Source organism: Winslowiella iniecta (genome assembly GCF_001267535.1).
In the GTDB taxonomy this organism is placed as follows: Bacteria; Pseudomonadota; Gammaproteobacteria; order Enterobacterales; family Enterobacteriaceae; genus Erwinia; species Erwinia iniecta.
This window is the reverse complement of record NZ_JRXE01000014.1, coordinates 90,853-103,689: the sequence shown is the minus strand read 5'-3', so window position 1 is coordinate 103,689 and position 12,837 is coordinate 90,853. Positions and strand designations below refer to the sequence as shown.

At 54.7% G+C, this 12,837-nt stretch carries 8 protein-coding genes; 3 read left to right on the top strand and 5 right to left on the bottom strand.

Annotation, left to right across the window (positions count from 1 at the left end):
• Positions 1-19 precede the first annotated feature (19 nt).
• The 3 genes from NG42_RS11535 to aas form a co-directional block, all read right to left on the bottom strand.
• Positions 20-463 carry a hypothetical protein gene (locus tag NG42_RS11535; RefSeq protein ID WP_052899504.1) on the bottom strand — a complete coding sequence of 148 codons (444 nt, stop codon included), beginning with the start codon at positions 461-463 and terminating at the stop codon, positions 20-22.
• A 71-nt stretch (positions 464-534) separates the two neighbouring features.
• On the bottom strand, positions 535-1,743 hold the full coding sequence (gene lplT, locus NG42_RS11530) for a lysophospholipid transporter LplT (protein WP_052899503.1): 1,209 nt from the start codon (positions 1,741-1,743) through the stop codon (positions 535-537).
• Positions 1,740-3,896, bottom strand: a complete 2,157-nt coding sequence (gene aas / locus NG42_RS11525; RefSeq protein WP_052899502.1) for a bifunctional acyl-ACP--phospholipid O-acyltransferase/long-chain-fatty-acid--ACP ligase — start codon at positions 3,894-3,896, stop codon at positions 1,740-1,742. Before aas ends, lplT begins: the two co-directional genes overlap by 4 nt.
• Positions 3,897-4,260: 364 nt before the next feature.
• Here aas and NG42_RS11520 point away from each other — a divergent pair, with 364 nt between their 5' ends.
• From NG42_RS11520 to NG42_RS11510, 3 genes are all read left to right on the top strand, one after another.
• On the top strand, positions 4,261-4,731 hold the full coding sequence (locus NG42_RS11520; RefSeq protein ID WP_052899501.1) for a heme-degrading domain-containing protein: 471 nt from the start codon (positions 4,261-4,263) through the stop codon (positions 4,729-4,731).
• Between the two features lie 289 nt (positions 4,732-5,020).
• Positions 5,021-6,400, top strand: a complete 1,380-nt coding sequence (locus NG42_RS11515; protein ID WP_052899500.1) for a glycoside-pentoside-hexuronide (GPH):cation symporter — start codon at positions 5,021-5,023, stop codon at positions 6,398-6,400.
• A complete protein-coding gene (locus NG42_RS11510; RefSeq protein WP_052899499.1) occupies positions 6,397-8,433 on the top strand; it encodes a glycoside hydrolase family 31 protein in 2,037 nt (678 codons plus the stop codon). The genes NG42_RS11515 and NG42_RS11510 overlap by 4 nt, the downstream gene beginning before the upstream one ends.
• Positions 8,434-8,506: 73 nt before the next feature.
• On the opposite strand, the gene NG42_RS11505 is transcribed toward NG42_RS11510, so the two are convergent.
• Both NG42_RS11505 and NG42_RS11500 read right to left on the bottom strand, forming a co-directional pair.
• Entirely contained in the window at positions 8,507-10,222 is a 1,716-nt protein-coding gene (locus NG42_RS11505) for a penicillin-binding transpeptidase domain-containing protein (protein WP_052899498.1), read from the bottom strand.
• Positions 10,223-10,498: 276 nt separating this feature from the next.
• The gene (locus tag NG42_RS11500; protein WP_052899497.1) at positions 10,499-12,778 is read right to left on the bottom strand and encodes a molybdopterin guanine dinucleotide-containing S/N-oxide reductase; all 2,280 of its coding nucleotides are present in this window, start codon (positions 12,776-12,778) and stop codon (positions 10,499-10,501) included.
• Between the last annotated feature and the right edge of the window lie 59 nt (positions 12,779-12,837).

The following is a 12,837-nucleotide window of genomic DNA, read 5'->3' as shown; positions in this document are numbered from 1 at the left end:
CTCTACAAAATAACGTGGCTTACTGCCCGGTCTGACCTTCCTGTTGCTGCTCGTAAGCGGTCAAAAAGTGTTGCGGCTTGCCCTCTTCGGAAAGTGACTGATTATAACCAATCGGACGGCTGGCATTCTCGCCTGGCAGATACAGCTCGCCGTAGTTATAGTTGGTCATCACCAGCGCCACGTATTTTTTGCCATCGACCTTAACGCTATAGTCACGACGCTCACCTTTTTTCTCTACGTCCATCAGTTGGATCTTATTGTCCCAGGCGTGATCGGCATTAACAATCTGCACTAATGCTTTGTCCTCCGCCAGTTTACCGTAACGCAGAGTGATAACTTTAACCCCCTCGTTCCCGGTCCAGACCTTTATCGACTCACCGACCTCATGACGAACCTCTTCAGCAGCCACACTGGTGACGGAAACCACGGTTAACAGCGCAGAAATTAAGATTTTTTTCAGCATACCTTCATCCTTTTTTTAACAGCTCCATTAAGATATGCACCGGTGGTGGTGCATACCGCTCTTCTTTACTGTCAGCCGGCACGCCTTTGTTGCGCTAACTGCCAGCCCCACAGCACGGCAATGGCCAGCGCAAACAGTGCGCCAAAGCCGACGCCAGTAGCGACTGCCGGTGCGCCCAGCTTGATCGCCAGCGAATAGAGTCCCAACATCATCAGCATCGCGCTGTTCTCACCGAGATTCTGCACCGCAATGGCGTTACCGGCGCCGACCGTCGCTTTGCCGCGCTCCTGCAACAGGGCATTCAGCGGCACCACAAAGAAGCCGCCCAGCACACCAATAATCACCAGCAGCGCATAAGCATTCATCAGGCTGTGCTGAATGGCGAAAAAGATCACCGCCACGCCAATTAGTACCCCCGCAGGCATACAGCGCCCGACGGTTTTTAACGTCACCAGTTTTGCCGCTGCCGCCGCACCAATCACAATACCAATCGCCACCATCGCATTCAGCAGCGTCGGGGTTTTGTTATCGGTGATGCCCAGCGCCACCGGCACCCACAGCACCAGCAGGAAACGCAGCGTGACGCCAGCGCCCCAGAACAGACTGGTGCCCAACAGTGAAAAGCGGGTTTCGCCATTGCGCCACAGCACTTTGCAGGCGCTAAAGAAGCTGCGCGACATACTGAAAGGATGCCAGCTCTGCCCGGCTCGCGCTACAGACAGTTTCGGAATCAACAGGTTAGCAGCCACCGCCAGGCCATAGGCCAGCACACAGGCAATCAGCGCCGCCAGCAGACTCCAGTCGGCTAACACGCCGCCCGCGACCGACCCCAGCAGGATGGCGGCAATCGTAGAGGCTTCCATTAAACCGTTCGCCTTCACCAGTTTTTCACCACTGGTGATTTCGCCGAGAATGCCATATTTTGCCGGAGAGTATGCCGCCGCCCCGACGCCCACCAGGCTGTAACCGATAAACGGATTGAAGCCAAAGCAGATCACCAGCGCACCGAGCAATTTCAGGGCGTTGGCAAACATCATTACCCGGCCTTTGGCAAAGCTGTCGGCAACCTGCCCGACAAACGGTGCCAGAATGATATAGGTGGCGACAAACACCATCTGCAATACCGGCTGGCTCCAGTCGGGATAGAGCTGATTTTTAATCACTGCCAGAGTGGCAAACAACAGGGCGTTATCGCCAAATGCCGAGAAAAACTGGGCGGTGATAACCGCCATCATACCGCGTGACAGCAGCGGCTTATCGTCCGTCAGAGCCGAATTCATGCGGGTTTTGCCTCTTCTTCTGCCATTTTACGCAGGGTAACAAAGTCCGGTTTACCGCTACCCAACTGCGGCAGTTGCTTCATATAGCGAATATCACGCGGTACTGCCAGTTCCGGGTTGCCAAGGGCCCGTGCCGCACTCTGCAACTGGTCACGCGTCAGCGCTTTGTCGGTGGTAAACAGCACCAGCGCTTCACCACGATTACCATCTGGTTTAATCGATGCCGCATGTTGCTGCTCTGAAGAGGCTTTCAACGCTATCTGTTCCACCATTTCCAGCGAGACCATTTCACCGGCAATTTTCGCGAAGCGTTTTACTCGCCCCTGAATCTGGCAGAAACCGTGCTCGTCAAAACTGACAATATCACCGGTGTCGTACCAGCCCGCTTCCATCTGCCCTTCACCGTTGTCCGCCTGGGGTGCTTCAAGGAAGCCAGGACGTTCCACCCGCAGATAGCCTTTCATAATATTCGGACCACGCAGTTGCAGCAGGCCACCATTTTCAATGCCTGGCACCGAGATCAGCCGCGAATCCATGCCCGGTAAAATGCGCCCGACGCTGTGTGGGCGTGCCGCCATCGGCACATTAATCGCCACCACCGGCGCACACTCCGTCACGCCATAACCTTCGAGAATACGCACGCCAAAGCGCTCCTGCCATACCTGGCGGGTATTCTCCTGTAGCTTCTCCGCACCGGCGACCACATAGCGCAGCCGGGCAAAGTCGTAAGGATTCGCGAAACGCGCGTAGTTACCGAGGAAGGTCGAGGTGCCAAACAGCACGGTGCAGTTACGGTCATAGACCAGTTCCGGCACGATGCGGTAATGCAGTGGGCTTGGATAGAGGAACACTTCTGCGCCGGTCATCAGCGGGGTAAACATGCCGACCGTCAGACCGAAAGCGTGGAACAGCGGCAGCGCTGCCATAAAGCGGTCGCGCGGGGTGAAATCCGCCACGGTGCGAATCTGCTCGACGTTAGCCAGCAGGCTTTTATGTGAATGCACCACGCCTTTCGGATTGCCCTCTGAACCGGAAGTAAACAGTACCATCGCGGCATCTTCTGGCTGCTGCGGCACCATTGCACTGCGCGGCATCAACAGGCGGCTGAGGATCCATAATTTGTCCTGCAAGGTGACGGTATCTTTCAGATCTTCAAGGAAAATCCATTTCGCGCCGGTGACTTCCTCCGGCAGGTGCGTCAACTTGCCCTTTTCAAGGAACTGGCGTGAGGTAAAGACCGTTTTCACTTCGGCAGCCTTCAGCGCACTGGTTAATCCCTGCACCCCGGCGGTGTAATTCAGCATCGCCGGAACTCGACCGCGCATCGACGCACCAAAAATTGCCGCGGCGGTCACGGTAGCATTGGGCAGCATCAGACCGATGACCTCGCCCTGACGGGTGTAGCGTTCGAGGATACGTCCGACGCCCAGCGCTTTCTTTAACAGGCCGGTGTAACTGTCGGGTTTAAAGTTGATATCTTCGATGCAGTTTTTAAAGTAGCCATAACGGGTACGCGCACTGAGAAAGGCTTCATACAGCGTTTCTCGCGGACGCACCGCCATCCGCGCTTCCATCATCACATGATGCAGATGCTCACCTGCCAGCATGCGGCGATCGCGCGCACGTGGCGCATCCGGCATTGGAATGGTGGTGGCAGGCAGCACCGTCAGGGTGATGCGCGGAAACAGACGGCGTTTAAATACGCCGCCCAGACGACCAAATGGCGTGTACTCAGCGCCTTCAATTCGCAGTGGCACCACCGTCGCCTGTGATTTGGCGGCAACGAAACCGGCACCGCTATAAATTTTCATCAGTGAACTGGTCACCGTGATGCGCCCTTCCGGGAAGATCACCACCGGACGCCCCTGACCAATCATCCGTACCAGATGCTTAACCGCCAGCGGTTTGGAGGGATCGAGCGGCACAAAATCAATCACTGACTTCAGCCAGCGCATATACCATTTTTCACTGATGGAAGAGTAGACGGCAAACACCGGCTTAATCGGCAAAAACACCGCCAGCAGGACACCGTCGAGAAATGACATGTGGTTGGGCGTAATCAGCACCCGCTCTTTGTACAGCGCAGCAATATCCCCGCGCAACTCAGCGCGGTACATAAGACGGAACAAAAAGCGGAAAAACGTAAACAACATGCCGACTCCTTTAGCATTCAGAAACATTACGTATCACGATGCAGGATATGTCGACTTAACTCAATGCACGAAACAGCAAAACTGGATAATTTCCCCAAAAAAACCGCAGCCTTTTATCTGTTACGCCTGGCTGATGGCGCCTCCTGCACATCCCCATTTCTGCGGCAGTTATTTGTGATATGTCTCACAAATAAGCTGAATAATATGCAGACCTTAATTACCGAAATAAAAAAACAATATTTAATCAACCAGTTAACACAAGTTAAGCACCATTATTTCATAATAACAATTATTGAAATATTTATTTTAATCACTTACTCTTTTCCGCAGCTTATTCTCACGCTTTATCACCGGAGTTACCGTTATGAGCCATGCTTTAACCCTCGACGTATTACTCGCCCAGGAACAAGAGAACCGCTGTAAGGATTTTGATTTTAATGCTGCGTGGGAAATTGGTGAGGCAATCCGCACGCGTGCACTGGCAGACCATGCGCCGATTGCTATCGAAGTTTACGCCTTCGGACAGCAGCTGTTTTTCGCTGCCCTGCCCGGCTCCTGTGCCGATAATATTGAATGGCTGAAGCGCAAACGCAATACCGTATTGCGCCTCGCTCACTCATCGCTGTATGCCGGAATAAACTATGAAAAAACCGGGCAGCGTATGGAACATCATGCCTTTATTCATCAGGCAGATTACTGCGATCACGGTGGCAGCTTTCCAATACTGAACCAAAGCGGAGCCATTTTGGGCGCGGTCAGCGTCAGTGGTCTGCCTTCCGCAGAGGATCACGCGCTGGCCTGCTGGGGCATCAGCCAGTATCTGAATAAACTGTAACGCTTACAGACCGCAGATAACGGCTGGCAGGCCGTTATCTATCCCGGCCTGCCTGCTGTAAAATCCTGTCCGGCGTAACCCGTTGATTAAGCAATGATGAACTACACCATTTTGCTGAGCATAAAAGAGATTGTCGTTCTTGTTACCCGTATCACAGAAAATAAAAAACATAAAACCGTAAGTAAATCCCGCAATTGTCGCACTCCCCGCCGCTTTCTATAACTAACCTCCGAAGCAAAACGCAGGCATTCATGTCCATGAGCGACAGCAAAGACAGGTGGGAATAATCATGCAACACAGATTATCGGCTAAAGAAAAAATCAGTTACGGCCTCGGTGATATGGCAAGCCATATCGGGCTGGATAACGTCATCATTTTTCTGACTTTCTACTACACCGATGTGGTCGGTTTACCGGCAGTATTTGTCGGCACGCTGTTTCTGCTGGCACGCGTGGCCGATGCCATTATCGATCCGGCAATGGGAATGGTTGCCGACCGCACCCGCACGCGCTGGGGCAGATTTCGCCCGTGGCTGCTGTGGTTGTCGGTGCCTTTTGGCGTCAGTTGTTTATTGATCTATGCAGTACCCGAGAGCCTGTCGCTTTCTGGCAAGATGATCTATGCCAGCGTCACTTACAGCCTGATGATGCTGATGTACACCGCGATCAATATCCCCTACTGCTCAATGGGTGCGATTATCACGCCGGATAATACCCAGCGAATTTCATTGCAGTCCTGGCGCTTCTTCCTCGCCACGCTGGGCGGCGCGATGTCCACTTTCCTGATGATGCCGCTGGCGGAATGGCTTGGCGGTGGCAATAAGCTGGATGGCTATTTTGGTGCGATGTCGGTGATGGCCAGTCTGGCAGCGCTGATGTTTTTAATCTGCTTCTTCAATACCCGCGAACGCGTCAACGCACCGCCCAGCCATGGCAATTTTATCTCCGATCTGCGCGATCTGCTGCGCAATGATCAGTGGCGTGTCGTCGCGCTGCTGGTGTTTTTCAATATCTCTTTCGGCGTGGTACGCCTCGGCGCCATGATGTACTACGTCACCTATTTCCTCGGTGATGCCAGCCTGTTTATGTGGCTGCTGGCTGCCCATATTGTTGGCAAAAGTGTCGGCAGCGTGATGGCGAAATGGTTGACCCGTAAGTTAAGTAAACTCACGGTTTTCACCCTCTGTACGGTGATTACAGGCCTGCTTAGCATCAGCATTATGTTTATGCCCGCCACCCTGCCGCTGCTGGTTGCGATGACCTTTGTGGTCTCCAGTTTTTATCAGGTCACCACCACGCTGATGTGGGTGATGATGTCTGATGTGGTGGACTATGGCGAATATAAACAAGGCAAGCGGATGGATGGTACCGTGTTCTCTACCTTACTCGCCGTGCTGAAAATGGGGATGGCGGTCAGCGGTGCCATTGTCGGCTGGACCCTGGGTCTGAGCGGCTATGTCGCACAGGCTCCTGTTCAGCAATCCTCGGCCATGCTGGCGATCATTGCTCTGTTCTCTGTGGTGCCCGGCATACTTGCGCTGCTCAGTGCAGTGGCAATGCGCGGCTACAAGTTGAACGACGCCACCATGCACACCATTAATCTGCAAAAACTGTCGGCGGCACAGCCCGCGGCAGGCCCTAACGCTTTACAGCCACAGGAGTCGTTATGAGTGAATTACGCGCCGAGTCCCGGCGCATTATCTGGAAATTTGATCGTCAGACCCTGGTTATTGAGCCCTGGGGTGCCAACAGCCTGCGCGTGCGCGCCACTTGTCAGCCAGAGCTGAAGAACAGCGACTGGGCACTGTTACCGCCACCGTCTGCCGAGGTAGAAATCAGCCAGCAGCCAGAGTTGCTCAGCCTGCGCAACGGCAATATCACTGCCACGGTCAATATTCGTGGTCAACTGGCGTTTTACAACCAGCATGGAGAACTGCTGCTGGAAGAGTACTGGCGTCAGCGCAGTACGGTGGGCATTGGCGCTACCGAGAAAAGTCAGGATAAATATATCAGCGCCCTGAAGCTGGATGCCCGCGCATTTCGCCCGATCCCAGGCGGTAAATATCAGCTCAGCGTGCGTTTTGAAGCGCGTGCGGAAGAGAAAATTTACGGCATGGGGCAATACCAGCAGGAGTGTCTCGACCTGAAAGGCTGCACGCTGGAACTGGCGCAACGCAACTCGCAGGCCAGCGTACCGTTTATGGTTTCCAGCCTCGGCTATGGCTTGCTGTGGCATAACCCGGCGGTTGGCGAAGTCACTTTCGGCAAAAACGGCACCCGCTGGCAGACCGAGGTGACCGACCAAATGGACTACTGGATCACAGCCGCCGGGACACCCGCAGAGATTGTACGCCAGTATGGCCGTGCTACCGGCACCGCGCCGATGATGCCTGCTTTCGCGACCGGTTTCTGGCAGTGCAAACTGCGCTATCGCACACAGCAGGAAGTGCTGGAGGTGGCACGCGAATACCGCCGCCGGCAACTGCCGCTGTCGGTGATTGTGATCGACTTTTTCCACTGGCCGAATCAGGGCGACTGGTGTTTCGACACTCGTGACTGGCCCGATCCTGAGGCCATGGTGCAGGAACTGAAGGAGATGGGCATTGAAACCATGGTCTCAGTCTGGCCGACGGTAGACAGCCGCAGCGAGAATTATCGCCGGATGAAGTCAAAAGGCTTACTGGTGAACAGCGATCGCGGCGTTTCGGTCAATCTCGACTTCCTTGGAAATACCACCTTTTTTGATGCGACTCATCCTGCCGCCCGCGATTTTGTCTGGCAGGAGGTAAAACGTAACTATTATGACCTCGGCATCCGCACTTTCTGGCTGGATGAAGCCGAGCCAGAATATCGCGCCTATGATTTTGATAACTATCGCTACCACCTCGGCCCGGTGCAGGAAGTTGGCAATATCTATCCGCAACTGTTTGCCCGTGGATTTTATGAAGGGCTGCAACAGCAGGGCGAAAGCGAAATCGTCAATCTGGTGCGTTGCGCCTGGGCTGGCAGCCAGCGTTATGGCGTCCTGGCCTGGTCGGGGGATGTGCACTCGTCGTTTCACGCGCTGCGTAACCAGTTTGCTGCCGGGCTGAATATGGCGATGGCCGGTATACCGTGGTGGACCACCGATATCGGCGGTTTCCAGGGCGGCAATGTGAATGATCCGGCTTTTCACGAGCTGTTGATTCGCTGGTTCCAGTGGGCGGTCTTCTGCCCGGTGATGCGTTTGCATGGCTATCGTGAGCCGCAGATTGAGCCAGAAGAGAACTGGCGCGACGGCATTGCCCAATGCAACAGCGGATCGCCGAATGAAGTCTGGAGCTACGGTGAGCAGAATTATCAGCTGATGCAAACCTGCCTGCTTCAGCGCGAACGGCTGCGTCCTTATATTGACCAACTGATGCGGGAAGCCCATGAAATCGGCGATCCGGTCATGCGTCCGCTGTTTTATCATTACCCGCAGCAGCCTGAAAGCTGGCAGGTGGAGGATCAATATTTACTGGGTGGCGATGTGCTGGTTGCGCCAGTGCTGCACGCGGGTCAGCGTGAACGTGAAGTCTGGTTGCCGGCGGGTGAAAACTGGATTGCACGTAATGGCGAGCGCTATCCTGGCGGGCAGCGGCTTACCGTCGCGGCACCGCTTAGTGCAATTCCGGTCTTTCTGCGGGAAGGCGGCCAGGCCGATATCCTCGAGAACCACTAATGGGTGCCAAAGGGCTGTGCGTTTAACAGAACAGAGGGCGGCAATAAAAGCCGCCCTCACTCAAACAGCTCAGTTATCCCTGACCATACAGCGCATCCGGCGCAACATTCATATGCTTCAGCACCGGGCCGATAATATTGCCAAATACCGGCGCGGCGACCGAACCACCGAAGTGATCGCCAGCGGTAGGATGGTTAATCATAATCACCAGCGCCACCTGCGGATTGCTGGCCGGCGCAACGCCGGCGGTATAGTTGATATAACCGCCATCATATTTCCCTTCCGGCCCCATCTTCTCGGCGGTACCGGTTTTAATCGCCAGCCGGTAGCCCGGCACCGCCGCACGCACGCCGCTGCCGCCCGGCAGTGCATCACTTTCCATCATATGGATTACCGCTTTAACCGTGTCGGCATTCGCCACCCGGGTACCGATAACCGGCGGCGTCACTTTGGTAATCGACAGCGGACGATAGATGCCCAGGGAACCGAGCGTGGCATATTCGCGGGCAATCTGTAATGGCGTCACTCGCAGACCGTAGCCAAACGAGAAAGTCGCGCGCTCGATATCTGCCCAGCGCTGACGATGCAGCGGGAAATAGCCGACACTCTCGCCGGATAATCCCAGCCCGGTCGGTTTACCCAGGCCAAAGTTACTGAAGGTATTGACCAGCACCTGTGCAGGCATCGCCAGCGCGATATGCGACACGCCAATATCACTCGATTTCTGCAAAATACCGGTCATTGTCAGACGCGGCCAGTGACCGACATCACGGATTAAGTGACCATTGACGCGATACGGCGTGGTGTCGATCACCGAATCCGGGCGCACCAGCTTACGTTCCAGCCCTTCCATCACCACCAGCGGCTTGACGGTGGAACCGGGTTCAAAGCTGTCATTAATCGCCGCATTACGCATCTGCGCAGGGGATACATCAGCAAAATTATTCGGGTTAAAAGAGGGATACGACGCCATGCCCAACACTTCACCGGTATCGATTTTAATCAATACCGCCGCGCCGGAATCGGCTTTATTCAGCAACACACCGTCACGCAATTTGGTATACATGGTGTACTGATCAAACTTATCGATACTCAACTGCACCGTCGGCGGCTGCCGCGGCGGCTGATAATCGAGCATCGCGATAATATTGCCCTCGCCATCCTGGCGATACTGTTCGTGACCCGGCTCGCCCTGCAACACTTTATCGTAACCGTGCTCCAGTCCGTTAAGCCCTTTATTATCGGTGCCGACAATCCCCAGTAACGGCGCGGTGGCTTCACTCATCGGATAAAAGCGGCTGTCGTCATAGACCGTGCTGATGCCTTTCAGATGCAGCTGAGAGATATCTTTGGCAATGCCCAGCTCAATTTTTCGCCCAAGATAGAGAAAGCGGCGACCGGGATTAGCATTAATTTGCTGCGCAATTTGATCGACCGGTTGATTCAGCGCATTGGCGAGATATTGCCATTTTTCACTGGTGAAATCGGGATGGGCTTCCAGTACTCGTTTAGGATCGGCAATGATATCGCGCGACGGCACGCTTAATGCCAGCGCCTCACCGTTACGATCCAGCAGTGTGCCACGGTTAGTCGGCAGCGTTACAGTGCGCAATGAGCGCTGATCGGCCTGATGTTCCAGCATCGGATGGTTAATCAGTTGCAGATCGGCCACTCTTGCCAGCAGCACCGCCATACAGCCCAGCACGGCAAGGCAGATCAGGCGAAACCGGAACGGGTTGAACGGTGCTTTGACCTGATCTTTACCCAATATTTTTTTAAGTCGCGGCATAGGGATTCGGCAGATTTTCAGATGATAACTAACTGGAAGTTATAAAGAATAGTATGGGCAGATAACAGAAAAACTGTGTTTCATTTCATGATTGCGGTTTTCAGGGCAAAAAAAACCTGCGCATCTGCGCAGGTTGGTGTAATCAACTAAAAACAACAAATTTTTGATGTTCACCCATCAATACCTCTGGGACTTAAAATCTAGCAAGTCCGGTCGATGGGTCGCCATCACTGATTCGCAACAGTTAACCGCAAAGTGTAACCAGCCATTAGATTGTTAGGCAGTTATGCTACTAACGGCTTTTTCTACTTCAACCAGACAGCTCATGGCGTTCGGCCCCTGGGTTAATGACGACGTGCCAATATCGAGGGTTAACACATTCGGATTACCGGCGCGGTCATACGGCTGCCAGTTCGCTTTGCCAAAACCAGGGTCAAACCATGCACCGGTTGAAATCAGTACCACGCCCTGCGTAACGCCGTCCGTCAGCCTGACACCAGCCAGCATCACGCCGCGGCTATTGCTGACTTTAATCGCTTCGCCGTCATGAATACCACGCGCGGCCGCATCCTGTGGATGCATCCACAAGGTTTCATGACCGGCGGTTTTATTCGCCTGCACGCTGGCGGTAGCATCAAGCTGGCTGTGCAGACGGTCGCCCGGCTGAATTGAGATCATATGCAACGGATAATCCCGGCTAAGTGCCGACCCCAGCCACTCTTTCGGCGGCTGCCATTGCGGGTGTCCGGCGAAATCATCCAGCTGGTAATCCGCAATGGTTTGGCAGAACAGTTCAATCTTTCCGCTGCGGGTTTTAATCGGGCTGGCTTGCGGATCGTTGCGGAAATCTTCCATAAAGATAAACGGCTTGTCGCCCTGTGGGATCTCGACAAAACCCCGCTGCCAGAACTCGTCAAACTCCGGCCAGTGCACGCCTTTATTGGCATGTGCCAGCGCGCACTGCTGATAAAGATGCTCAATCCACTGCATTTCGTTGCGATTTTCCGTGAACTGTTCGCGATAGCCCAGACGATCGGCGATGTCGGCAAAAATATCAAAATCGTTACGTGCCTGGTGCTGCGGTTTAATCGCCTGATGCATGGCTAACACATAGCGGTCACGCGATGAACCGCCGATATCATTGCGCTCCAGCGTGGTGGTGACCGGCAGCACGATATCAGCCATCTGCGCGGCGGGCGTCCAGACAATATCCTGCACGATCACCGTATCCGGGCGCTGCCAGCCCTCTACCAGCCGGTTGAGCTGCTGATGATGATGGAACGGATTACCGCCCGCCCAGTGCACCAGATGGATATCAGGATAGTGATGGGTTTCCCCCTGGAAGCGGTACGGCTGACCAGGGTTAAGCAGCATATCGCTGATACGCGCCACCGGAATTGAGAGTCCTGACGGATTAGGCCCGGTCGACATTAACGGCGCTGGCGCTTCAATACGTGGATTGCCGACGCTGTTCATCGAGCCGTGACCAAAGGAGAAACCGCCGCCCGGCAAGCCCGGCTGACCGAGCATCGAGGATAAGGCAATCATCATCCAGTAAGGTTGTTCGCCGCGATGCGCACGCTGAACCGAATAGGAACAGGTGATAAAACTGCGCACGCCAATAAGCTGTTGCGCAAGTTGGGCAATACGTGCCGCCGGAACGCCGGTAATCGCGCTGGCCCACGCCGGCGTTTTGGCCATGCCATCGCTTTCACCGGTCAGATAAGCGCGCAGCTCGGCGTAACCCACACAGTGACTCTGCAAGAAAGCGTTATCCACTGCGCCCAGACGTTCAATCTCATAACCCAGCGCCAGCATCAGTGCCACATCGGTATTCGGTCGAATCGGAATCCATTCGGCATTAACGAACTCCGGGCAGTCGTCGCGCATCGGACTGATATTAATCACCCTTGTGCCCTTCGCGGCCAGTTGCTGAAGTGCTGGCTTAAGACTGTGTTGCCCGGCACCGCCCGAGGCAACCTGCGCATTTTTCAGCGCCAGCCCGCCAAAGGCGATAAACAGCTGGCAGTGTTCCACCACACTCGGCCAGTCGGTGACGCGCCCGGTCAGCGGCATGTAGGTGCCGATGACATACGGCAGGAAAAACTGCGCCGCGCCCCAGCTATAATTACCTTGCTGATCAACCCCCCCGCCACCGTTAAAGTAGAAACGGCGCACTAAGGTACGCGCATGGTTTACCCGACCGGCCGATGACCAACCGTAAGAACCGTTGAAAATGCCAGAGGCACCGTAGCGCTCACGTACCCGGCGATTTTCGTCCGCCACCAGATCCAGCGCAGTTTCCCAGCCCACTTCAACGAAATCTTCGCGGCCACGCAACGTGCGATCGCTGTTCTCACGCGATGTTAACCACGAGCGGCGCACCATCGGTTTTCGGATACGTTTATCGGAGTAGACCAGCTCCGGGATGGTGTTCAGCATTGGTGACGGATCCTGATCGGCAAAAAAAGGCTCACAGCCCGTCAGCTTGCCGTTTTGGGTTACGGCGGTAAACGCGCCCCAATGGGCGAGATGTGGCACTTTTTTAATCGTCATAGGGTGTCCGGCAGGCAGTTAAAAAATCGTTCGCCAGCATAGCATTTTTTACGCTGTCG

Excerpts from the sequence above, each read along its gene's own strand:
- NG42_RS11520 (WP_052899501.1), top strand. The coding sequence starts at position 4,261 with ATGAGCCATGCTTTAACCCTCGACGTATTACTCGCCCAGGAACAAGAG.
- aas (WP_052899502.1), bottom strand. The coding sequence starts at position 3,896 with ATGTTGTTTACGTTTTTCCGCTTTTTGTTCCGTCTTATGTACCGCGCT.
- NG42_RS11515 (WP_052899500.1), top strand. The coding sequence starts at position 5,021 with ATGCAACACAGATTATCGGCTAAAGAAAAAATCAGTTACGGCCTCGGT.
- NG42_RS11505 (WP_052899498.1), bottom strand. The coding sequence starts at position 10,222 with ATGCCGCGACTTAAAAAAATATTGGGTAAAGATCAGGTCAAAGCACCG.
- lplT (WP_052899503.1), bottom strand. The coding sequence starts at position 1,743 with ATGAATTCGGCTCTGACGGACGATAAGCCGCTGCTGTCACGCGGTATG.
- NG42_RS11510 (WP_052899499.1), top strand. The coding sequence starts at position 6,397 with ATGAGTGAATTACGCGCCGAGTCCCGGCGCATTATCTGGAAATTTGAT.
- NG42_RS11535 (WP_052899504.1), bottom strand. The coding sequence starts at position 463 with ATGCTGAAAAAAATCTTAATTTCTGCGCTGTTAACCGTGGTTTCCGTC.
- NG42_RS11500 (WP_052899497.1), bottom strand. The coding sequence starts at position 12,778 with ATGACGATTAAAAAAGTGCCACATCTCGCCCATTGGGGCGCGTTTACC.